Below are 21037 nucleotides of genomic sequence, written 5' to 3' on the forward strand. Positions count from 1 at the left end.
ATCGATCGCATGGCCGACACCAGCGCCCGCACCCTGCGGTTGCTCACCCTGCTCCAGTCCCACCGCTTCTGGCCCGGCGAGGATCTCTCCGCCCGGCTCGGCGTCTCCGCCCGCACCCTGCGGCGCGACGTCGACCGGCTGCGCGAGCTCGGCTACCCGGTGGAGGCCCGCCGCGGCGTGGACGGCGGCTACCAGCTGGCCGCGGGCGCCGCGCTGCCACCGCTGGTGATCGACGACGAGGAGGCGGTCGCGCTGGCCGTCGGGCTCCAGGCGGCGGCCGACGGCGCGGTGGAGGGCCTGGCCGAGGCCTCGGTGCGGGCGCTGGCGAAGGTGGTGCAGGTGATGCCGTCCCGGCTGCGCCGCCGGGTGGAGGCGCTGCGCACCGTCACGGTGCCGGCCGGCTGGCACGGCAACGGCGGCAACGACGCCCGGATCGACCCGGACACCCTCACCGCCGTCGCCCTGGCCTGCCGCGACACCGAACGGCTGCGCTTCCAGTACGGCACCGCCGACGGCCGCGCCGGCGAGCGCCACACCGAGCCGCACCACCTGGTCCGGCTGGGACGGCGCTGGTACCTGGTGGCGTACGACCTCACCCGGCACGACTGGCGAACCTTCCGCCTGGACCGGCTCACCGCGCCCGCACCGACCGGCGCCCACTTCCTGCCGCGCGCCCTCCCGGCCGCCGACGCCGCCGAATTCGTCCGGGCCGGCCTCTCCGGCCAGTCCCGCCCATACCGGGTCGAGGTCCTGATCGACGCCCCGGCGGGGACGGTCCGGCAGCGCATCGGCCCCTGGACCGAGGTCGAGGAGCTGGACGAGGCCCGTTGCCGGGTCCTGATGAACGCCGAAGCACTGGACTGGCCCGCGATGGCAATCGGCTCACTGGACGCCGATTTCCAGGTCGTCTCCCCGCCCGAACTCGCCGCGCTGCTCGCCACCTGGGGCGAACGCTTCACCCGCTGCGCCCTCCCCAACGAGCGGGCAGAATCGGCTCCGTGACGACTCAGCAGCTGCTCACCCCCGCCGAGGCCGCCGAACGCTCGGGCTTCAGCCTGGACACCCTGCGCTACTACGAGCGCATCGGCCTGCTCACCGCCATCACCCGCGCCACCAGCGGCCACCGCCGCTTCACCCCCGACGACCTGGCCTGGCTCGGCATCCTGCGCTGCTTGCGCGACACCGGCATGCCGATCGCCGACATGCGCCGCTACGCCGAACTCGCCCGCACCGAGGGCCCGGACAGCCTCCGCGACCGGATCGGCCTGCTGGAACAGCACGATGCCGCCGTCAACGACCGGATCGCCCTGCTGGAACGCCAACGCACCCACCTGCGCGCGAAGATCGACTGGTACCGCAGCCTCCTCGATGCCAACTGACAACCCCCGGCCACCCGTTCGGCCACCAAGGCCGTCCGCAGTGCGCGCCACCGAACGGTGTGCCCGCTGTCAGCATCAGGGGCTACCCTGCCGCCCGTGGTTCACGACCAAGACGAATTCCCCTCCACCCCAGGCCCGTTGGGAAGCACCTGCAGCTACGACAGGTACCTGGCCAAGGCCCACCGGTCCGGCGAGCCGTACGACGAGTTCCTGCCGAGCATCCTCGGTGTCCTGACCGACATCAGCAAAAGGGCCTCCACACCCGCGAGCAGTCGGCCGTACCGCGTGGTTGCCCACGACCTGGCAGGCCTGATCGACACGGCTTTCGCGATCATCGACGACACCCGGGCCCACTTGGAACGGGTCCGGCGGGAGGCGACCTCCGTGATGACCGCCGCCAGCGAGTACCTCGACAACCACCGGGACCGCGTGGGCTACTGGCTGACCACCACCGAGTTCGAACTGCTGAAACAGCGTGCCGCCTTCGCCGCGTCGGAGAGCAGCTACTGGCAGCGCGTCAAGGGCGTCAAGGCCCGGCCGGGAACCAGTCGGTTCGCCGGCTCGGGAAACGACGTGGAAGCCCTGGAGTCGATCCGCACCAAGCTGGCGCAGGAGACGAAGAACCTCGCCGAGGTCCTGGGGAAGGAACCGACGGCCCTGTTCTCGCCGGTCAGCACGCTCCCGATCAAGATGGCCGAGGAGATCAAGCCGACCACCTTCGAACGGCTGGTCGCCGCGCTGATGAAGCGGGACGGCTTCCGGGTCGACCGGGCTCAGGGATTCAGCGGCGACAACGGGGCGGACGTCATCGCGATCTGGCCGATCAAGCAGAAGTTCGTCGTCCAGGTGAAGCACACCACGACCGGCCGGACCGTTCCCCCGGAGACCATTCGCGCCGCACCGGCCGCGTTCACCCTCCACGAGGCCGATGTCATGGTCGTCGTCACCAACGGCAGGTACAGCCGGGAGACCCGGAAGGTTGCCAAGGATCTGTCCATACACCTGGTCGACGGCATGGGCGTGGAACGCTGGCTGGAACACGGCCAGCCCCTGATGGAGATCCTCACCGACGGCTGAGAACTCCCCCCCCGGCCCCGTCAGCCCATGGTGCGCTGGCCGTCCAGGCTCTCGCGGAGGATGTCGGCGTGCCCGGCGTGCTGCGCGGTCTCCGCGAGGACGTGCAGCAGCACCCGGCGGACGCTCCACACCGCGCCGGGTTCGAACCAGGGCGCGGACGGCAGTGGGTGCTCGTTGTCGAGGTCGAGGGTGGTGACCAGGCCGTCGGTGTGTTCTGCGACGGCCCGGTAGCGTTCGAGCAGGACGTCCAGGGTCTCGCCGGGCAGCATCCGGAACTGCTGGGCCCAGGCCTCGGCGTCCTGCGGCGCGCCCTCGGAGCGCATCGCCTCGGCGCCGCCGACCGCGAACCGCATCCAGCGTTCCTCGACCCCGGCGACGTGCTTGATCAGCCCGCCGAGGGTGAGTGCGCTGACGGTGGTGTGCTGCCCGGCCTGCTCGTCGGTCAGGCCGCGGACGGTGTAGCGCAGGAAACCGCGGTGCTTGTCGAGCGCGGTCAGGAGGTCGGCGCGTTCGCCGGTGAGTTCGGGTCGTGGCACAACCATCGGTTCAGGCCACCTCCACGGTGGCCGGCATCTCGCCCTCGGCGGCGCCCGGGTCGATCAGCGAGAACGCCGCGCCCTGCGGGTCCACGAAGGACGCGAAGCGCCCGAACGGGGTGGTGATCGGCCCGAACACCTTCTGCCCGCCGGCCTTGGCGACGCGTTCGACCGCGGCGTCGCAGCCGTCCACCACGAAGTACACGCTGATGAACGACGGTACCTCCGCGGGCACTTCGGGCGTCATGCCCATCGAACCGAGCACCGGCACGTCGCCGATGCTGAACACCCAGTACTCGACCTTCTCGTCGACGAGCTTCCGGACCCCGTAGGAGAACACCTTCGGGAAGAAGGCGTTGGCTGCGGCCGGGTCCCGGGTGAACACCTCCGCCCAGCCGTAGCTGCCGGGCGCGTCGCGCAGTTCGAAGCCGGCGTGCTCACCGCCCTGCCAGAGGCCGAACACCACCCCGGCCGGGTCCTTGGCGAGCGCCATCGAGCCGAAGGTGCCGACCTTCATCGGCTCCAGGAGCAGGGAGCCGCCGGCCGCCCGGATCCGCTCCGCGGTGGCCTCGACGTCCAGCGAGGCCAGGTAGAGCACCCAGGCGGACTGCCCCGGGCCCTGTCCGGGCATCGGCGGGACGATCGCGGCGACCGCCTTGCCGTCCCGGTACGCCTGCGTGTAGTTGCCGTACTCGGTGGAGGATTCGCCGAACGTCCAGCCCAGCACCTCACCGTAGAACTTCTTGGCGCCCTCCAGGTCGGTGAACATCGCGTCCGCCCAGACCGGGGTGCCTTCGGGTTGCGCAGCCATGGTGTCTCTCGCTCCGCTGTCGGGGATCGGGGGGTCGAAACGGCCGGCGAAAGGCCCGGCCGCGGACAGCACATGCGCTGCCACGCTAACCAGCGACGCCCGCGCTTGCCCGGCGACGCGCGCGGCCACCGGCCGACGGCCCGTCACCAGCCGAAAGGCGCAACGCGGCCGCCCGTTGCACGGCGGTGACAGCACCCGCACCTGGCCCGGACGTGCGGCTGCCAAGCTGATGCCGTCGCCGGGGGCACCACCCGCCCCTGTCACCGCTCCACGGGGGAACCATCCATGTCCGCGCTCCGCCGTTCCGCGGCCGATGCCCCACCCCGTCCCGGTTCGCGTCTGCGCGGACCACAGAACGCAACTGATACCCCAACAGTTCGAACGGCCCCTGCCTTCCGGACTGTTGTCACTTACTGACAGGATGTGTACGAGGCACATGCCTGTGATGGCGGCGGCCCGGTCTTCCGCCGGGCCGCCGCAGTCCGTAGATCCGTTCCATGGGGGGACTCTTCCGATGAGCGAACGCACCCGTCTGCGCCGATCCGCCGCCGCCCTGCTGGTGGCCGCGGTCACCACCGGGTCGGCCCTGCTGCTGACCGCCTGCGACCCGGAGGGCGGCGACACCGGGACCACCTCGCCCAGCAGTGCCGCCAACAGCCCGGCCGCCGACACCCCGAGCAGCAGCAGCGGCGGGAGCGCCGGTTCCTCCGCGCCCGCCGCGGGCGGCAAGCTGAACAAGACCGCCGGCACCAAGCTGACCGTCAGCACCGGCACCAACACCGTGCTGATGGACGGCAAGGCCGTGGACTTCGGCACCGTGGTCCGCGACCTGGCGTGGTCCCCGGACGGCAAGCACGCCGCGTTCATCGACGGCAGCGGCAACCTGCAGACCTCGGACCCGGACGGCGGTCACAAGACCGTCATCGCCAAGGCCCCGTCCGGCGAGACCTGGTCGCACCCGACCTGGCAGGTGTACGGCCCGGACGAGCCGCACGGCGCCGGCACCTACCTGCTGTTCACCGCGGACGACAAGAAGGCGCTGAAGCTGCTGTCCGTCGAGGCGAAGGCGGGCGCCAAGCCGGAGCCGCTGCACGTCGGCGACTCCGAGGCCGAGAAGCCGCTCCCGGAGGCCGGGAACCTGTGGCCGAACTCGGCCGGCAAGTTCGGTATGACGGTGTACGCCAACAAGACCGACGGCCAGGTCTACTTCCACGACGTGATCTCCCGCACCAACGGCGGTGTGATCACCAAGGGTTCGCAGCCCGCGCTCGCCGACGACGGCGAGGTGGTGTTCGTCCGCTCGGTCAGCGGCCACGCCCACATCTTCGCCAAGGCGAAGGAGGAGGGCGCCAAGGAGGTCGACCTGACGCCGGACGCCTCGGTGGACTACACCGAGCCGGCGATCTCGCACGACGGCAAGTCCGTCGCGTTCCGCGGCCCGGACGGCATCTACACGGTGCCGGTCAAGGGCGGAAAGCCCGACAAGATCACCGACACGGTCGGGCTGCCCGCCTACCGTTCCTGATCCCCCCGGGCCATCCGGGCCAACTCGGCCTGGAGGTTCGGGAGTTGCTGCTCGGCCAGGTCGTGCGGCAGGCACTCCATCGGGTCGATGAAGCGGAACAGCACCCGGCTCGGAGTGATCGCGAACTCGTACTCCTCGAAGCCCACCACGGCGCCCAGTTCGCCCCGGGCGGCCCCCCGCACCACGTGCGCGGTCAGGCCGTCCGGGGCCGCCTCCTGCTCGGCCGTCACCTGGCGGCGGGCGTTCGGGCGGCCCAGGTACGGGCAGACCATCGACGCGTACAGCATGCACGCCCGGTGGCCGGGGGCCTCCATGGTGGGCGCCATGTTCCGGTACGGGCGGCCGGCCGCCAGCGCCTCGCCGATCGCGAGCGCCTCCTCCCCGCCGACCACCCGCCACACCGGCCCGAGCGGCATCAGCGTGTTGCACACCGAGCACAGGCGCTCGCGGGCACAGGTGGCGGACCGCTCGTAGTCGGTCAGCCCGAACTGCGGATGCCCGTCCTCCCACGGCGTGATCGCGGGGACCGGATAGCCGCGCTCGTCACGCGGGCGGGCGGCCACGGCGGGCGGCTTGGGCACGGAGTCGAAACGCATGCCCCATGCCTATCACGCCCCACGACTCACCCACGCGGTACCGCAAATTCGGTCAACTCGGCACTTCCCGGGATGAGTTGACTCCACTCCCCGGGCACCGCGAGGACCGCGATCCCGGCCGTGGAGAACTTCTCCCGCAGCCGCTCCAGCGGTTCGCTCTCCCGCTCCCCGGCCAGCGCCAGCACCAGCTCCTGCACCTGCGGCCGGTGCCCGACCAGCATCGCGGTGCGCACCACCGGCGGCAACTCCCGTACCAGGCCGATCAGTTCGTCCACCTCGCCGCGGTAGGCCCGGGGCTCCAGGACGAGTTCGGGCACGCCGCCGAGGGCCGGCTCGGCCAACTCCCAGGTCTGCCGGGTGCGCACCGCCGTCGAGCACAGCACCCGGTCCGGCACCAGAGCGTGCGCGGCCAGCCAGCGCCCGGCCGCCGCCGCGTCGGCCCGGCCGCGCTCCGCCAGCGGGCGCAGCTCGTCCGGAACGTCCGGCCAGTCCGCCTTGGCGTGCCGCAGCACGATCAACCGCCGCTGTTGGGTCATCCACCCAGTGTGGCCCGCCCCGCCGGTGGTGTGTTGCGGGACGCGCCGCCGAACCGCGGCTGCCAGGATGGGAATCCCGACCCCTGGAGCCCGTCATGGCCCCCACCGTCCACCTCGCCCAGCAGGACGACGCCGACGAACTGCTCGGCCGCAGCCCGCTGGCCGCCCTCACGGGCATGCTGCTGGACCAGCAGGTGCCGATGGAGAAGGCGTTCAGCGGCCCGCTGGTGATCGCGCGGCGGATGGGCGCGGACGACCTGGACGCGCACGCCATCGCCGCCGCCGACCCGGAGGCGTTCGCCGCGCTGTTCGCCGAGAAGCCGGCCGTGCACCGCTTCCCCGGCTCGATGGCCAAGCGGGTCCAGCAGCTCTGCGCCCACCTGGTCGAGCACTACGACGGCGACGCCGAGGCGGTCTGGCGCGACGCCCCCACCGGCAAGGACCTGCTGGCCCGGCTGAAGGCGCTGCCCGGCTTCGGCCCGCAGAAAGCGCAGATCTTCCTGGCCCTGCTCGGCAAGCAGTACGGCGTCCGTCCGGCGGGCTGGCGCGAGGCGGCCGGCGCGTACGGCGAGGAGGGCTGCCACCGTTCGGTCGCCGACATCACCGGCCCCGAGTCGCTGCTGAAGGTCCGTGCCACCAAGCAGGAGGCCAAGCGTGCCGCGAAGGCCGCCAAGGGCTGATACCGAGGGAAAACCGGACGACACGCCCGGGATGTCTCGGCTAGCGTCCCGTCCATGCGTGCCCTGACCGAGTCCGAGATCCGCGCCTCCTTCGTCAACTGCTCGAAGGGCGAGGCCAAGCGGCTGCCCGTCCCGCGCGAGCTGTCCGAACAGCGCTGGGACGACCTGGACTTCCTCGGCTGGCGGGATCTGGGCGCCCCCGACCGGGCGTACCTGGTCGCCGAGCTCGACGGAGACCTGGTCGGGGTGACGCTCCGCTCCCCGAACGTCCGGCGCAGCCTGACCAGGACGAACGTCTGCTCGGTGTGCATCACCGCCCACCAGGGCAGCGGCGTCTCGCTGCTCACCGCGCCCCGGGCGGGCGCCCGCGGCCGCGAGGGCAACTCGGTCGGCACCTACCTCTGCGCCGACCTGGCCTGCTCGCTGTACGTGCGCGGCATCCGCCGCCCGGCGACGGTCAGCCGCCCGAACGAGTCGCTCCCGCTGGAGGACCAGATCGCCCGGACGGCCGCCAACATGGAGGCGTTCCTCCGCCAGATCCTGGCCTGAGGCCGGGCCGTCAGGCGGACTTGTACTCCACGGTGAGCAGGGCGCGGCCCAGCGCGTGCGCGGTCAGCGCGAAGCCGACCTGCGCGGCGGGGGTGTCGCGCTCCACGCCGAGGCTCGCCACGTCCAGGGCGTGCACCACGAACACGTAGCGGTGGGCCGGCCCGGGCGGCGGGGCGGCGCCGTCGTAGCGGTACCCGGGAAAGTCGGTGCGGACGTGGAACGCCCCGCCGGGCAGGTCGCTGTCCTGCGCCCCGGCGCCGCGCGGCAGTTCGGTGGTGTCGGCCGGCAGGTCGACGGCCAGCCAGTGCCACCAGCCGGCCCCGGTGGGCGCGTCCGGGTCGTAGCAGGTCACCGCGAACGACCGGGTGCCCGCCGGGAAGCCCGACCAGGACAGCTGCGGCGACTGGTTCCCGGCCGCGTACACATGCGCGTCCGGCATGGTCGCCCCGTCCGCCAGGTCGGCGCTGCGCAGCTCGAACCTGGGCACCGGCGGCAGGAAGTCGTACGGAAGCGGGATGCGGCCGGTCATCGGTGTCCTCTCGCAGCTGTTCGGGGTACGCCGGGCAGTCTACGGAGCGTCAGCCGCGACCCAGCGCCTCGACGGCCGAGCCGAGCACCGTGTCGGTCCGGCCGAGGTCGAAGACCAGGTCGAAGTGGTTGCGGCCACCGACCAGCAACTCCCGCACCGGCACCCCCGCGGCCCGCGCGGCGTGCGCGAACTCGACCTGCTGGCGGGCGAACTCACCGGTCTCGTACTCGCCGAGCGCCACCACCAGCGAGGGCAGACCGGTCAGGTCGGCGAACAGCGGGCTGAGCCTGCGGGCCCGCTCGGCGTCCAGACCGAGCGGCTGGTTGACGTAGCTGAGGGCGATCGGCTCCAGGTCGTAGACGCCGCTGAGCAGCGCCGCCCCGGCGATCCGCCCGCGCAGCCGCCCGTCCAGCAGCGCGGTGGCCGCCAGGTGCGCGCCTGCCGAGCTGCCGCTGAGCACGATCCGGTCCGGGGCGACGTCCAGTTCGGCGGCGTGCTCGACCAGCCACACCACCGCCTCGGTGACCTGCCCGGCGATCTGCTCCACCGTCCAGGCGGGCGCCAGCCCGTAGCCGACGGCGGCGTACGCGGTGCCCCGGGCGACGAAGTCCAGTGCGGGGAAGGCCGAGTCCTCCTTGCCGAGCTCCTGCCAGTAGCCGCCGTGCACGAAGATGTGCAGTGGCGCGCCCGGCACCGCCGGGAAGAAGTCGATCAGCTCCGGCCCGTCCGCCCCGTACCGCAGCTCCCGGTGCCCGGGCAGCTCCCGCAGGGCCCGCCCGCTCTCCCGGGTGTACGCGGCGATCTCCGCGTCGAAGTCCGTCACCAGGCTGCTGGGCGAATACTCCCGGTCGAGTTCCCGCTGGTCGAAGCCCCGGTAGACCGCCACCTTGCCGCTCCCCTCACCCAACCAGGTATAGACCAATGCGGGAGCCCGCGGTTAGCGTGGTCACTCCCTGTACTTCCTTCTCCGGAGTTGCCCCGTGGAGACGTCCGTCCTCGCCTTCGCCACCGATCTGCTCGACGAAGGGGCCGACACCTTCTTCGGCAACCTTACCGACCGGGCCGGCGTCGGCGGCGTCACGCTCGCCGCCGTCTACCACGAGGCCCGCGACGTCTTCCCGCACCACCCGCACCGCGTGCTGCGCTACCTCGAACCCGGCGCCGCCTACTTCCGCCCCGACCCCGCCCACTGGGCCGGCCACCGCCTCGCCCCGCTGCCCTCCACCGCGATCGGCACCCGCGACCCGTTCGCCGAGGCCGCCGAGGAGACCCGCCGACGCGGCCTCAAACTGCACGCCTGGACGGTCTTCTGCCACAACGACCGGCTCGGCTTCGCCCACCCCGACTGCGCCCCCGCCAACGCCTTCGGCGACCGCCACCTCACCGAGCTCTGCCCCGCCAACCCCGAGGTCCGCGCCTACTGCCACACCCTGGTCGAGGAACTCGCCCGCTACGGCGTGGACGCGATCCGCGCCGAGTCCCTGCACTTCCACGGCCTGGCCCACGGCTACCACCACGAGCGCTACTTCGAGCAGCTCGGCCCCGTCACCGAGGCCCTGCTGTCGATCTGCTTCTGCCCGCACTGCCTGGCCGCCGCCACCGCCGCGGGCGTCCCCGCCGAGCACGTCCGCGACACCGTCCGCACCGAACTGCGCGCCCGCCTCGCCGACGAGAACCGCGCCCTCACCCCCGTCCCGCTCGACGAACTGGCCGGCGGCGCCCTCGCCGCCTACCTCGACGCCAGTGCCCGCACCGTCACCACCCTCGCCGCCGAACTCGCCGCCACCGCCGCCGCCCACGGCATGCGTCTGACCTTCATGGACGGCGGCGGCCCCGGCACCGGCTGGCTCTCCGGCATCGATCTCCCCGCCCTGGCCCGCGCCGCCCACCAGATCGAGACCCTCGGCTACGCGAAGACCCCCGAGGCCGTCCGCGAGAAGGTCGCCGCCTTCGCCCTGCACGGCGTCCGCCCCCAGGACCTGGCCGTCATCCTCCGCCCGATGTCCTCCGACTGCGACGGCCCCGCCAACCTCGCCGCCAAGATCACCACCCTCCGCGAGCTCGGCGTCCCGGAGGTCGAGTTCTACAACTACGGCCTGATGCGGCTCTCTTCACTCGACCGGATCGGCGCCGCACTGCGCTGAGCTGTACCAACGTGGAAAGTCGGTCACCGTTGGTCCCGCTTGCTGCGCCCGCCATGTCCCAAACGGTAGGCTTTCCGTGTGATCTTCAAGCGCATCGGTAACGGGCGGCCGTACCCGGATCACGGCCGGACCAGCACCCGCCAGTGGGCGGACGTCGCGCCGCGTCCGGTGCGGCTCGACCAGTTGGTGACCACCAAGGGCCAGTTGGACCTGGAGACCCTCCTCGCCGAGGACTCCACCTTCTACGGGGACCTCTTCGCCCACGTGGTGAAGTGGCGCGGTGACCTCTACCTGGAGGACGGGCTGCACCGAGCCGTGCGGGCCGCCCTCCAGCAGCGGCAGGTTCTGCACGCCCGGGTCCTGGAAATGGACTGACGTACCGCCACCCGCCGTCGGCTGCAACCGATGGTCGGTGTCGGTACGTCCTTTCGAGTGCCGTCGTCCCCCGGATGATGATCATCCAGTACCTGTGCCGCTGCAGTCGGATTAGTCTGCTGACTACTGCGGTACACGCGGCCTTTTCTCACGGCCGCACCGCGGTCACCGGCACCCCACCTCGGCACCTACGGGGAGACAGACCATGAGCATGTTGACTCCCCGGGGGTTGAAGGGGAAGCAGTACCGGATCACCGGCAACAGTTACCCCCGTCTCGGACGTCCCCCGCGTCGCGGCCGCAAGGTCGTCGCCGCCGTCGGCGGGATCCTCGCCCTCGGTCTGGTCTCGGTCGGCGGTGTTCAGCTCTACGACGTGTTCACCGGCAAGAACAAGAACAGCGCCGCGCAGGCCTGCGCCTCCGCCAAGCCGTCCGGCAAGTCGCTGGCCGCCCCGGAGGGCTCCCCCTCGGCCGGCGCCGCCGACTCCCCGGGGGCGGTCCCGGCCAACACGGCCGTGCCGCAGCCCTCGGCCGTCACGGTGAACGTCTACAACGCCACCGACAAGTCCGGTCTGGCGGCCAAGACCGCCGACGAGCTGAAGAAGCGCGGCTTCCAGGTCGGCAAGGTCGGCAACGCGCCGTCCGCACTGGACAAGAAGGTCCCCGGCACCGCGCAGGTGCTGAGCGGCCCGGGCGGGCTGGGCGCGGCCACCCTGCTGGTCTCCCAGGTGGCCTCCGCCACCAGCACCCAGGACGGCCGCACCGACGCCACCGTGGACCTGGTCATCGGCGACACCTTCAGCGCGCTGGCCGACCCGACCCAGGCCGCGGCCACGCTGGCCGAGCTCACCAAGCCGTCGCCCAGCCCGGAGTCGTCCGGCCACTGCTGACCCACGGACCACACGATCCGGCCGGAAACGGGGCTTCCGTTTCCGGCCGGATCGTGCTGTGTTCCGGGGCGCCGCGCAGGTCGCCTGCCAGGTCTCAGCCGGCGGTGCCGTACAGGCGGTCGCCCGCGTCGCCGAGGCCCGGGACGATGTAGCCGTTCTCGTTGAGGCGCTCGTCCACGGCGGCGGTCACCACGGTGACGGGCTGGCCGGCCAGCTCGCGCTCCATCACGGCGATGCCCTCGGGCGAGGCGAGCAGCACCACGGCGGTCACGTCGGTGGCGCCGCGGTCGAGCAGCATCCGGATCGCCGCGACCAGGGTGCCGCCGGTGGCGAGCATCGGGTCGAGGACGTAGACCTGCCGGCCGGAGAGGTCGTCCGGCATCCGGGTCGCGTAGGTGGAGGCCTCCAGGGTCTCCTCGTTGCGGACCATGCCGAGGAAGCCGACCTCGGCGGTGGGCAGCAGCCGGGTCATGCCGTCGAGCATGCCGAGGCCGGCCCGCAGGATCGGGACCACCAGCGGGCGCGGGTAGGACAGCCGGGTGCCCTGGGTGACGGCGACCGGGGTGGTGATCTCGACCGTTTCGGTGCGGACGTCCCGGGTCGCCTCGTACGCGAGCAGGGTCACCAACTCGTCGGTGAGCCGCCGGAAGGTCGGCGAGTCCGTGCGCTCGTCGCGCAGGGTGGACAGCTTGTGGGCGACCAGCGGGTGGTCGACGACGTGGAGGCGCATGACAACGACGATAACGGCCGTCGGCACATCTGTACGACTCCGGATGGCCCTCGGGGACCCGCCGTGACCTGCCTGGAGTCCCACCGGAATCACCGATTCCCGGCCGCCGCTGTGGTATCGGCGGGTGACATCTGGGAAAGTCGGAACCTATGAAGAGCAACCCGACGCGGGCATCGAACGCCGGCGCGGGCGGGTCCGGCTCGACAGACGAGTCCCGTCCGGAGTCAGCGACCGACGAGGAGACCGACACCCAGACCGCCGAGGAGACCGACGCGGAGCGGCGCAGGCGCCGGGCCGTGTTCCTCCGCGAGCTGGCCGAGGCCCGCGAGCTGCGGGCCCGGGTGCAGCCCAGACGCACCAAGGAGCGGCGGATGCGCGAGGCCATGCGGATGCGGACCTTCCGGATCTGAGCCGCCGGGGGACGCGCCCGCACCACCATCACGCCCCGCAAGCCCCCGTCCGCCCCCCACCGGGGGCGTTCGAGGGGCATGATCCACGCCTGGAGCGGCCGGAAGCAGGCCATTCCGACACGACCTGCGAAGACGCGCTGCCGAACACCCCCCGCAGCGGCGGGCTTTCTGTCACGATGCGGTGGGACGGTCCGAACAGCGGACCGCTCTTCTGGCGCGGGGGCGGCCGGACCGCACCCGCCCGAGATCGCCGACAGCCGAGACCAATCTTGGGAGTGTCCCTGGTGGCGTACTTCGCTGCAGTGCTTGCTCGCACCGGTGCCGGGTGGGATGTGAGCGAGACCGAACTCGACGACGTAGAGACCCTGGCCGACCTGACCGACCTGGCCCGCGAAACGGCCGAGGACGACGACACGGTGCTGGTCTTCATCGAGCAGGAGGACGCCTGGTTCGCCGTCCTGCGGATCGACGGTGAGGACGACCCGCGGATCTTCGTCTCGGACGCGGCCGCCGCGGCGCGCAGTTCGTACGGCTCGGTGCTCACCGACGAGCTGATCGAACAGGACGGAGAGGCCGACTTCGACGACCTGGACGGCCTGGTGGCCGAACTCGACGAGGAGAACGCCGCGAGCGACGAGGACGAGACGGACGACGAGGACGACGAGCCGGCCGTCGGGCGGGCCGCGACCCCGGTCGGGCCGATCGGCGACTCGGAGCTGCTGAGCGAGTTCGGCCTCGGCCAGGCCGCGCTGCTGGAGCTGGCCGGCGAGGGCGCGGCGCCCGGCGACGCGCTCGGCGAGATCGCCGAGGCGCTCGGCTGCGGCGAGGTCCTGGAGGCCGTTCGTTAGCGGCGGGCCCGGTGCCCGACACTGGGTCCATGCAGCACGCCCCCGCCCCTTCCAGCACCCTGGGCGAACGGCCGCGGATCGCTCCGCTGCCCGCCCCCGAACGCCCCGATCCGGTCCGCGACCGGTGGCGTGGCCTGATGCGCCTCGCCATCGACGAGGCCGCACTGGCCACCGCGACCGGTGACGTCCCGGTCGGGGCGTTCGTGCTCGGCCCGGACGGGTCGGTGCTGGGCCGCGGCCACAACGTCCGCGAGGCCATCGGCGACCCGACCGGGCACGCCGAGGTGGTGGCGATCCGTCAGGCGGCGAACGCCGTCGGAGAGTGGCGGCTGAGCGGCTGCACCCTGGTGGTCACCCTGGAGCCGTGCACCATGTGCGCGGGCGCGATCGTGCTGTCCCGACTCGACCGGGTGGTCTACGGCGCCCTCGACCCGAAGGCCGGCGCGGCCGGCTCACTCTTCGACGTCCTGCGCGACAACCGGCTCAACCACCGCCCCGAGGTCATCCCGGGCGTCCTCGCCGACGAGTGCACCGCCCAGCTGCGAGCCTTCTTCGACACCCAGCGCTGACCCCGGTCACGAGCCCCGCAGATACGGATTTCGTCCGTCACCACGCATCCGGTAGAGTTCCCCTCGGTAGCGTGTCCGAGCGGCCAAAGGAGCACGCCTCGAAAGCGTGTGTGGGGGCAACTCCACCGTGGGTTCGAATCCCACCGCTACCGCTCGCAAAGAAGGGCCCCGACCATCAGGTCGGGGCCCTTCTGCGTGTCCCGGGCGTCAGTTGCCGGGTGGGTCAGCCGCGGCGGCGGGCCCAGCGGAGGGTGAACAGGCCGGCCACGCCGAGTCCGGCGGAGATCAGCAGCGGCAGCAGCGGGGAGCCGCTACCGGTCCTGGGCAGCTCGCCGGGGCGCATCGGGTGCTCGCCGGGGTTCTTGGTCGGCTGCTCCGACGGGTGCTCGGTCGGGTGCTCGGTCGGCTTCTCGGAGTGCGACGGCGAGGGCGACGGACTGGGGCTCGGCTCCTCGGCCCTGACCGCGATCTCCTCCTGGGCGGGCGGCGAGGTGACGGTCCGTTCGGGCGTGGTGCCGGTGGCGTGCGCGGTGTTGCGGACCACGCCCGCCTTGGCGTCGGCCTCGGTGACGGTGTACGAACCGGTGCAGGTGGTGACCGCGCCGGGCGTCTCGGCCGGGGTGAGCGTGGTGGATTCGCACCTCACGTCGGTCAGCCGGTCGTCGAGCACGGCCAGGTCGGAGACGGTCCGGTCGGTGGTGTTGGTGACGGTGTACGTGTAGGTCGCGGTCTCACCGGCCAGGTACTCCCGGCTGTCGTCGACGTGCTTCTCCAGCAGCAGGCCGTAGGTGTCGTTCAGCGGCAGGGTGTGGTCGGCCTCCGGGGAGGTGACCCGCCCGCTGTCCGAGTCGCCGCCCGCGACGGCCACGTTGGTGATGAAGCCGCGCCGCACGTCCTCCTCGGTGACGGTGTAGCTGCCGGTGCAGGTGACGGTCTCGTCCACGGCCAGCGTGGTGGTCGGGCAGGTGATCAGGCCGACCTGCGGGTCGGTGACCACGAGGTCGCGGATCTCGCTGCCGCCCGCGTTGGTGACCACGAACTGGTAGGGCACGACGGTGCCGGCGGTGACGGGGTCGGGCAGTGGCGTGGTGCGGTCGATCTGCTTGACCAGGTCCAGCTGGGGCAGCGGGTTGACGCTGCGGGCGACGACGTTGCGCAGCAGGTGCACGTCGGTGAAGTCACCGGTGGACGAGGCGAAGCCGAACTTGTAGGTGCTGGGCACCGGTTGCGGCGCGGGCGTGCTGAGCACCCGGACCGGGCCGGAGCCGAAGTCGACGTCCACCTCGACCTGCGGGTCGGGGGTGGGCGTGACGGTGACGGTGACGGTGCGCTTGCTGGGCACCAGCGCGGCCTCGGCCTGCGCCGGGGTGATGCCGGGCGGCAGGTCGGCGGCGGTGGTGGGGCCCTGCAGCTCGCCGGGCAGGGTGGAGGGCCACGGACCGGTGGTGGTGGTGTTGCTGGTGGTCGCGGCCAGGTAGCAGTACCCGGTGGTGCCGTCGCCGGGCCCGCGCAGGGTGATCATGTTGGGTCCGGGCGCGGGCACGTGGAAGCCGGTGCCGGCCGGGGAACGCTCACCCGGGGGGCACCCGTTGCCGCGGTGCTCCCAGTCGCCGAAGTAGTTGCCGAGCACGTCGAGCCCGACGCCGAGGTAGCCGCCCTCGACGCCCGGCAGGAACGGGTTGGCGGGGTTGTCGTCGGGCAGCTTCTGGGCGTACCCGAGGCTGCCGCCGTACGCGCCGGGCCGGGTCAGCGGGGCGGCGCCGTCCACCAGGAAGAACGAGATGCCGTCGGCAGGCCGCGGCTCGGCGGGGTCGCCCCCGTACTGCCACTGCTCGAAGGTGACCTGCATGCCCTCGTGGGCGGGCAGCGCCCGCTCGTACAGCACGGCGGCGGTGCGGTCGTGGCCGGCGTCGGTCAGCTGCAGGTAGCCGTGCGGGGCGGCGTCGGCCGGCGGGACGGGGCCGACCTGGACGGGCGGGCAGCCGCCCAGCGGGTGCGGGTCGCCGACCGGCGGTGTGCTGGTGGCCGGGGCGCCGGTCAGGCAGGCGCCCGAGGTGGCGACGAACGCCGGGTCGGCGGTCGCGCCGGTGAAGGTCTCGGACACCAGCAGGGTCCCGGCGCCGGCCCGGGGCGCGGTCGGCGCGGCGGCGGCCAGTGGCAGGGCGGCCGGACCGAGGGCCGCCAGGGCGCAGGCCACGCCTGCCAGGAGTCTGCGGCCGGTCCAGCTGGGCCGGAGGGTGTTCAGCACTTCTCGTTCCGCCTTCCTGCGGCGTTCCGCCGGGCCACTGCCCCGTCGCGGACGCCCGCGTCTGCTGTCGACGCCTCGCAGTCGACCTGCCCGAACGGCGGGTCGGGGCTCGGACACGCGCGCGACCGCCGGTAAGTACCCGCCCGGTCCAGCCACCGGGGGCCTTCGGAGTGGCACCCCGGTCCGCCCGGTTTTCCCGGGGCCTGTCGCGCACCGGCGGCCCATTTCCGGTTGCCGGGGCCGCAGTTGAGGGGATGATGCCGGCATGGGGAGTACGCGGTGGCGCTGGATGGTGTGGGTCGGGGCCGGGATCTCGGTGGTGGGGCTGGCGTTCTTCCTGTGGGAGGAGGGGCTGGACCGGGCGAATCAGTGGGCGGGCGTGCTGGGCCTGTTCGTCGGGCTGGCGGGCCTGGTGCTGTCGGTGACGGGCGGGGTGCGCGGCCGCGGCGGCGGCCAGTCCGCGGACGGCGCGGCGGCCGGCGGGTCGGTACGGATGGTGCGCGATGTGAAGGGCGACGTGGTGATCGGGGGCGCCCCCGCCGTGCCCGGCCCCGTCCCGGACGCCTCGTCGGCGCCGGCCACGGACGCGGCGGGTGACGGGCAGTCGGCGCGCGGGGTCCGCGCGGGCGGCGACGTGAACCTGGTGGACGGGGTGGAGGGTTCGGTGCGGTTCGGCGAGCAGCAGCAGCCGTGAGCGGCTTCTGGCGCCGGCTGTTCGGCGCGCAGGGCGCGGCGGCGGGCGGCGGCCAGTCCGCGGAGCACGCCACCGCGGGCGGCGACCTGACGATGATCCAGCACGCGCAGAGCGTGCAGATCACGGTGGGCACCGCGCCGCCGCCCCCCGGCGACCTGGCCGGGGCGCGCCGCCGGCACGCGGTGCGGCTGCGCGAGCGCTACCACCGGCTGGACCTGGAGGTGCTGACCCCGCTGTCGGAGCAGGACGAGCACCCGGCGGTGCACCTGCGCGAGGTGTTCGTGCCGCAGCTGGTGCGGGCCGACCCGCCACCCGTCGAACTGCCCCGGGAGCTGCTGAAACGGCTCACCGAGACCGGCGAACTGGACCCGGGCCGGCTGCCGCCGGGCGTGGAGCGGGAGACGGTGCGCCGGGTCCGGGAGGCCTACCGGCGCCGCCCGGCCGTCCCGGTCCTGCCCCTGCTCGCCGGACCGGACGGCCACCGGGCGGTGCTGCTGGGCGACCCCGGGTCGGGCAAGTCGACGCTGGCCCGGTTTCTCGGCCTGGCGCTGACCGAGCCGCTGCTGCACCCGGATTCCGCCGTCCCGGAGGAGGTGGCGGCGCTGGCCGGCCGGCTGCCGCTGATCGTGGAGCTGCGCCGGTACGCGGACCCGGCGTGGCGGGAGCGGACCTTCGAGGACTTCCTGGCCCATCTGCACGGCACCGAGGGCCTAGGCCTGCCCGCCGACCTGTTGGGGCGTCAGCTGGCGGAACATCCGGCGGCCACCCTGGTGGTGTTCGACGGCCTGGACGAGCTGTTCGACCCGCAGGTCCGGGAGACCGCGAGCCGCCGGATCGCCGCGTTCGCCGCCCGCTACCCGCAGGTCCGGGTGCTGGTGACGTCCCGGGTGATCGGCTACCGGCGCGAGCCGCTGGACGCCGCCGGGTTCGGGCACTACATGCTGCAGGACCTGGACGCCCAGCAGATCGACGCCTTCGCGGCCCGCTGGTACGCCACCGCCTGCCCGGGCGACCCGGTGGAGGCGCAGCGGCTGCGCCGGCGGGTGACGGCGGCGGTGGCGTCCTCGGTGCCGGTGCGGGAGCTGGCGGGCAATCCGCTGATCCTGACCATCCTGGCGATCATCGGCCGCCGCCGGGAGCTGCCCCGGGACCGCCGCACCGTGTACGAGCACGCGGTGGCGGTGCTGGTGGAGCACTGGGATCCGAGCAAGTACCTGCAGGACCGGCGGGTGGACGGCGGGATGCCGTACCTGGCGTCCGAGGACCGGCTGGAGCTGCTGCGGCTGGTGGCGCGGCGGATGCAGGAGGGCGGCGACGGGATCGCCGGGAACCACATTCCGGGGCGGGTGCTGCTGGCGTCCTTCGAGAGCTATCTGCGGGAGCGTTACGAGCTGCCCGCCGACCGGGCGGCGCCGGTGGCGCGGGCGATGCTGCAGCAGTTCCGGGAGCGGAACTTCATCCTGAGCCGGTTCGGCGGCGAGGTGTACGGCTTCGTGCACCGGGCGTTCCTGGAGTACCTGGCGGCGTCCGACATCGCCTACCGGTTCAACCGGGAGCGCTCGCTGACCGAGGACCAGCTGCTGGAGGGGGTGTTCGCGGCCCGCTGGCGGGACCCGGCGTGGCGGGAGGTACTGCTGCTGCTGGCGGGCGAGCTGGACGAGCGGTTCGTCGGCGAGGCGGTGTCACGGCTGCTGGCGGCGGCGCCGGCCCTGCCGGGGGCGGGCGACCCGGTGCCGGAGTGGCTGGTGCTGGCGGTGCGCTGCCTGGGCGAGGTGCGCAAGCTCGGGCTGGTGACGGCGCAGAGCGAGGCGGTGGTGGACGCCCTGGTGGCGCTGTTCGAGGCGTACGCCGCGGAGGGTTCGACGGTGCTCCCGGGCGACACCGTGGAGGCGCTGGACGGGCTGCGGCCGGTGCTGACCGGGCTCGGGCCGCACTGGGTGGGGCGGGAGCGGTTCCTGCGCTGGTACCTGGTGTACGGGCACCACGCGCAGCGGGAGTCGCCGCTGCCGGCGGTGGGCGCGGTGACGGCCCGCCTGGCGTGCGCGCTGCTGCTGAACGATCCGCGCGGCCCGGCGGTGCTGCGGGCCTGGGCCGAGCACGGCTGGTCGCCGGCGCAGCGGGCGGCAGCGTTCGCGGCGCTCGCCGAGGGCTGGGCGGGCGACCAGCGGGTCGGGGCGTTCGTGCGCCGCCGGATAGAGGAGGACCCGGACCCGCTGACCCAGGAGGCGGCGGTGGCGGCGCTCGCGGACGGCTGGGCGGGCGAGGCGGCGAGCGGGGCGTTCCTGCGGGCCCGGGTGGCGGGCACCCGGGGCGAGAACCGGCTGAACGAGATGCTGGCGCTGGGCAAGGGGTGGGCGTGCGACGGCCCGGCGCAGCAGTTGCTGCGGGAGCTCGCGGCGGCCGACCCGCAGCCGGAGCTGCGCGGGCTGGCGGTGTTCGCGCTGACTGTGAACGAGCGGGTGGGCGGCACGCTGGCGGAGTTCCTGCGCGAGCGGGTGCGGAGCGACCGGGATCCGGGGGTGCGCGGGCTGGCGCTGCAGGCGATCTGCCTGCAGCCGGCCGAGGATCCGCGCAACGCGTCGTTCCTGCGGCTGCTGGCCGGGGCGGACAAGGATCCGCGGGTGCGGGTGGTGGCGCTGGCCGGGCTGGCGCGCGGCTGGGCGGGCGATCCGGAGGTGGCGGAGTTCCTGCGGCTGCGGGTCGCCCAGGACCCGGATCCGATGGTGCGCCGGCGCACCCTCGCGGTGCTGGCGCACCGCTGGGCGGGCGACCGGCAGGTGGCCGAGCAGTTGCGCGGCTTCGTCACCGGCGAGGGGCTGCCGGAGGTGCGGGCGTTCGCGCTGACGCTGCTGGGCCAGGGCTGGGCGGGCGACCCGGAGGTGGCGGAGTTCCTGTTCGAGCGGGCCCGGGCGGCGGACGGGCACGGCCGGGCGCAGGCGACTGGCGAGCTGGCGGCGCACTTCGCGGACAACCCGGAGCTGGACGCGTTCGTCCGGCACGAGGCGGTGCACTCGCCGGACCCGCTGGTGCGGGGCGCGGTGCTGACCGCGCTGGCGGACCGCCGCTCGCCGAGCGCGCAGGCCCGGGCGCTGTTCCTGGAGCGGGCGGTGGCGGACCCGGATCCGCGCACCCGTGATCTGGCGCTGGTCGCGGTGGTGCGCTGCTACGACGGTGAGGAGCGGGCCGGGGTGCTGCTGCTGGCGCGGGCCGCGCACCTGCGGGACGCGGCGGTGCGGCTGTCGGTGCTGCGGGCGCTGCTGGCGCACCGTCCGGGCGATCCGGCGGTGCGGGCGCTGCTGCGGGAGCGGGCGGTGGCCGACTCCTCGGCGCCGATCCGGGCGATCGCCCTGCACGCGCTGGCCCGCGACCGGGCGGCCGGGCCGGCCGGTCTGCTGCGCGAGCGGGCGGTGGCGGACGCCGATCCGCTGCCGCGCCGGGTGGCGCTGCGGGCGCTGGCTGCCGACCCGGAGGTGGCGGAGTTCCTGCGGCTGCGGGCGGTGGCGGACGGCGACGAGGAGACCCGGATCGCGGCGCTGCGGGCGCTGGCGTTCGCCTTCCCGGGGCCGCCGACGATGGAGCTGCTGGCGGCCCGGGCGCGGGCCGAGCGGCTGCCGGCGGTGGCGGTGGAGGCTGCCCGGCTGGGTGAGGCGCTGCGCGCGGCGGGGGCGCCGTGGACGGCGAACGGCCCCGCACTCCCGGGCGGTTGACCACCGTGCCTCGGGGAGTGCGGAGCCGGGACGAACCTCTCGGTCCGCGGTGGGGGCAGCAGCTCCGGGGGAACGAGCTGCTGCCCCGGGCGGAGGTCCCACAACCGGGTCCGCGTCGGGGGGAAGCCGCGGTGCCCGGTCCCACAGCGGGGACCTCCGGATCGCCGTACCGGGGATTCCTGCCAGATCCTCGGTACATGAACCA

Annotated in this window: 22 protein-coding genes and 1 tRNA gene; 15 read left to right on the top strand and 8 right to left on the bottom strand. The window is 73.5% G+C overall.

Going from position 1 to position 21037, the window contains the following annotated elements:
• Positions 1 to 9 precede the first annotated feature (9 nt).
• The 3 genes from ACZ6R9_RS03620 to ACZ6R9_RS03630 all read left to right on the top strand — a co-directional run bounded on the left by ACZ6R9_RS03620 (position 10) and on the right by ACZ6R9_RS03630 (position 2456).
• Positions 10 to 1002, top strand: a complete 993-nt coding sequence (locus ACZ6R9_RS03620) for a helix-turn-helix transcriptional regulator (protein ID WP_465536314.1) — start codon at positions 10 to 12, stop codon at positions 1000 to 1002.
• On the top strand, positions 999 to 1379 hold the full coding sequence (locus tag ACZ6R9_RS03625; protein ID WP_465536316.1) for a MerR family transcriptional regulator: 381 nt from the start codon (positions 999 to 1001) through the stop codon (positions 1377 to 1379). The genes ACZ6R9_RS03620 and ACZ6R9_RS03625 overlap by 4 nt, the downstream gene beginning before the upstream one ends.
• A 96-nt stretch (positions 1380 to 1475) precedes the next feature.
• On the top strand, positions 1476 to 2456 hold the full coding sequence (locus tag ACZ6R9_RS03630) for a restriction endonuclease (RefSeq protein WP_465536318.1): 981 nt from the start codon (positions 1476 to 1478) through the stop codon (positions 2454 to 2456).
• 20 nt (positions 2457 to 2476) lie between these two features.
• Here the strand turns inward: ACZ6R9_RS03630 and ACZ6R9_RS03635 are convergent, their stop codons facing one another.
• A complete protein-coding gene (locus tag ACZ6R9_RS03635; protein WP_380486344.1) occupies positions 2477 to 2998 on the bottom strand; it encodes a DinB family protein in 522 nt (173 codons plus the stop codon).
• A gap of 4 nt (positions 2999 to 3002) precedes the next feature.
• Positions 3003 to 3803: a VOC family protein gene (locus ACZ6R9_RS03640; RefSeq protein WP_380486342.1), complete on the bottom strand. Its 801-nt coding sequence runs from the start codon at positions 3801 to 3803 to the stop codon at positions 3003 to 3005.
• A 514-nt stretch (positions 3804 to 4317) separates the two neighbouring features.
• Here ACZ6R9_RS03640 and ACZ6R9_RS03645 point away from each other — a divergent pair.
• The gene (locus ACZ6R9_RS03645) at positions 4318 to 5328 is read left to right on the top strand and encodes a TolB family protein (RefSeq protein WP_380486340.1); all 1011 of its coding nucleotides are present in this window, start codon (positions 4318 to 4320) and stop codon (positions 5326 to 5328) included.
• On the opposite strand, the gene ACZ6R9_RS03650 is transcribed toward ACZ6R9_RS03645, so the two are convergent.
• Positions 5316 to 5924, bottom strand: coding sequence for a hypothetical protein (locus ACZ6R9_RS03650; RefSeq protein WP_465536321.1), 609 nt, complete (start codon positions 5922 to 5924; stop codon positions 5316 to 5318). The two genes, ACZ6R9_RS03645 and ACZ6R9_RS03650, sit on opposite strands and share 13 nt — an antisense overlap.
• Positions 5925 to 5950: 26 nt before the next feature.
• On the bottom strand, positions 5951 to 6460 hold the full coding sequence (locus tag ACZ6R9_RS03655) for a SixA phosphatase family protein (RefSeq protein ID WP_465536323.1): 510 nt from the start codon (positions 6458 to 6460) through the stop codon (positions 5951 to 5953).
• Positions 6461 to 6555: 95 nt separating this feature from the next.
• Here ACZ6R9_RS03655 and ACZ6R9_RS03660 point away from each other — a divergent pair, with 95 nt between their 5' ends.
• Both ACZ6R9_RS03660 and ACZ6R9_RS03665 read left to right on the top strand, forming a co-directional pair.
• Positions 6556 to 7140, top strand: coding sequence for an HhH-GPD-type base excision DNA repair protein (locus ACZ6R9_RS03660; protein ID WP_380486335.1), 585 nt, complete (start codon positions 6556 to 6558; stop codon positions 7138 to 7140).
• A 54-nt stretch (positions 7141 to 7194) separates the two neighbouring features.
• Positions 7195 to 7689, top strand: coding sequence for an FBP domain-containing protein (locus ACZ6R9_RS03665; protein ID WP_380486333.1), 495 nt, complete (start codon positions 7195 to 7197; stop codon positions 7687 to 7689).
• Between the two features lie 10 nt (positions 7690 to 7699).
• Here the strand turns inward: ACZ6R9_RS03665 and ACZ6R9_RS03670 are convergent, their stop codons facing one another.
• Positions 7700 to 8218 carry a YbhB/YbcL family Raf kinase inhibitor-like protein gene (locus ACZ6R9_RS03670; RefSeq protein WP_465536326.1) on the bottom strand — a complete coding sequence of 173 codons (519 nt, stop codon included), beginning with the start codon at positions 8216 to 8218 and terminating at the stop codon, positions 7700 to 7702.
• A 49-nt stretch (positions 8219 to 8267) separates the two neighbouring features.
• Positions 8268 to 9104 (bottom strand): alpha/beta hydrolase, encoded by an 837-nt coding sequence (locus tag ACZ6R9_RS03675; RefSeq protein WP_380486329.1) that lies wholly within the window; start codon positions 9102 to 9104, stop codon positions 8268 to 8270.
• A gap of 94 nt (positions 9105 to 9198) precedes the next feature.
• On the opposite strand from ACZ6R9_RS03675, the gene ACZ6R9_RS03680 reads away from it, so the two are divergent.
• The 3 genes from ACZ6R9_RS03680 to ACZ6R9_RS03690 all read left to right on the top strand — a co-directional run bounded on the left by ACZ6R9_RS03680 (position 9199) and on the right by ACZ6R9_RS03690 (position 11626).
• Positions 9199 to 10362, top strand: coding sequence for a hypothetical protein (locus ACZ6R9_RS03680; protein WP_465536328.1), 1164 nt, complete (start codon positions 9199 to 9201; stop codon positions 10360 to 10362).
• A 78-nt stretch (positions 10363 to 10440) separates the two neighbouring features.
• Positions 10441 to 10737: a type II toxin-antitoxin system VapB family antitoxin gene (locus tag ACZ6R9_RS03685; RefSeq protein WP_014136828.1), complete on the top strand. Its 297-nt coding sequence runs from the start codon at positions 10441 to 10443 to the stop codon at positions 10735 to 10737.
• A gap of 205 nt (positions 10738 to 10942) precedes the next feature.
• The gene (locus ACZ6R9_RS03690) at positions 10943 to 11626 is read left to right on the top strand and encodes a LytR C-terminal domain-containing protein (RefSeq protein WP_465536331.1); all 684 of its coding nucleotides are present in this window, start codon (positions 10943 to 10945) and stop codon (positions 11624 to 11626) included.
• Positions 11627 to 11720: 94 nt separating this feature from the next.
• On the opposite strand, the gene upp is transcribed toward ACZ6R9_RS03690, so the two are convergent.
• On the bottom strand, positions 11721 to 12356 hold the full coding sequence (gene upp, locus ACZ6R9_RS03695; RefSeq protein WP_380486322.1) for a uracil phosphoribosyltransferase: 636 nt from the start codon (positions 12354 to 12356) through the stop codon (positions 11721 to 11723).
• A 149-nt stretch (positions 12357 to 12505) separates the two neighbouring features.
• Here upp and ACZ6R9_RS03700 point away from each other — a divergent pair, with 149 nt between their 5' ends.
• The 4 genes from ACZ6R9_RS03700 (at position 12506) to ACZ6R9_RS03715 (ending at position 14335) form a co-directional block, all read left to right on the top strand.
• Positions 12506 to 12766: a hypothetical protein gene (locus tag ACZ6R9_RS03700; protein WP_380486320.1), complete on the top strand. Its 261-nt coding sequence runs from the start codon at positions 12506 to 12508 to the stop codon at positions 12764 to 12766.
• A 284-nt stretch (positions 12767 to 13050) separates the two neighbouring features.
• The gene (locus tag ACZ6R9_RS03705) at positions 13051 to 13614 is read left to right on the top strand and encodes a tRNA adenosine deaminase-associated protein (protein ID WP_380486318.1); all 564 of its coding nucleotides are present in this window, start codon (positions 13051 to 13053) and stop codon (positions 13612 to 13614) included.
• Positions 13615 to 13643: 29 nt separating this feature from the next.
• On the top strand, positions 13644 to 14183 hold the full coding sequence (tadA, locus tag ACZ6R9_RS03710) for a tRNA adenosine(34) deaminase TadA (RefSeq protein WP_380486316.1): 540 nt from the start codon (positions 13644 to 13646) through the stop codon (positions 14181 to 14183).
• A gap of 65 nt (positions 14184 to 14248) precedes the next feature.
• Positions 14249 to 14335 (top strand) — tRNA-Ser (locus tag ACZ6R9_RS03715).
• A gap of 71 nt (positions 14336 to 14406) precedes the next feature.
• Here the strand turns inward: ACZ6R9_RS03715 and ACZ6R9_RS03720 are convergent.
• Positions 14407 to 16431, bottom strand: coding sequence for a DUF7507 domain-containing protein (locus ACZ6R9_RS03720; RefSeq protein WP_465536334.1), 2025 nt, complete (start codon positions 16429 to 16431; stop codon positions 14407 to 14409).
• A gap of 265 nt (positions 16432 to 16696) precedes the next feature.
• Between ACZ6R9_RS03720 and ACZ6R9_RS03725 the strand changes: the two genes are divergently transcribed.
• Together ACZ6R9_RS03725 and ACZ6R9_RS03730 are read left to right on the top strand one after the other, a co-directional pair.
• On the top strand, positions 16697 to 17125 hold the full coding sequence (locus ACZ6R9_RS03725) for a hypothetical protein (protein ID WP_465536336.1): 429 nt from the start codon (positions 16697 to 16699) through the stop codon (positions 17123 to 17125).
• The gene (locus ACZ6R9_RS03730) at positions 17122 to 20832 is read left to right on the top strand and encodes a HEAT repeat domain-containing protein (protein ID WP_380486309.1); all 3711 of its coding nucleotides are present in this window, start codon (positions 17122 to 17124) and stop codon (positions 20830 to 20832) included. The genes ACZ6R9_RS03725 and ACZ6R9_RS03730 overlap by 4 nt, the downstream gene beginning before the upstream one ends.
• Positions 20833 to 21037 lie beyond the last annotated feature (205 nt).

The organism is Kitasatospora sp. NPDC048662, assembly GCF_055587065.1.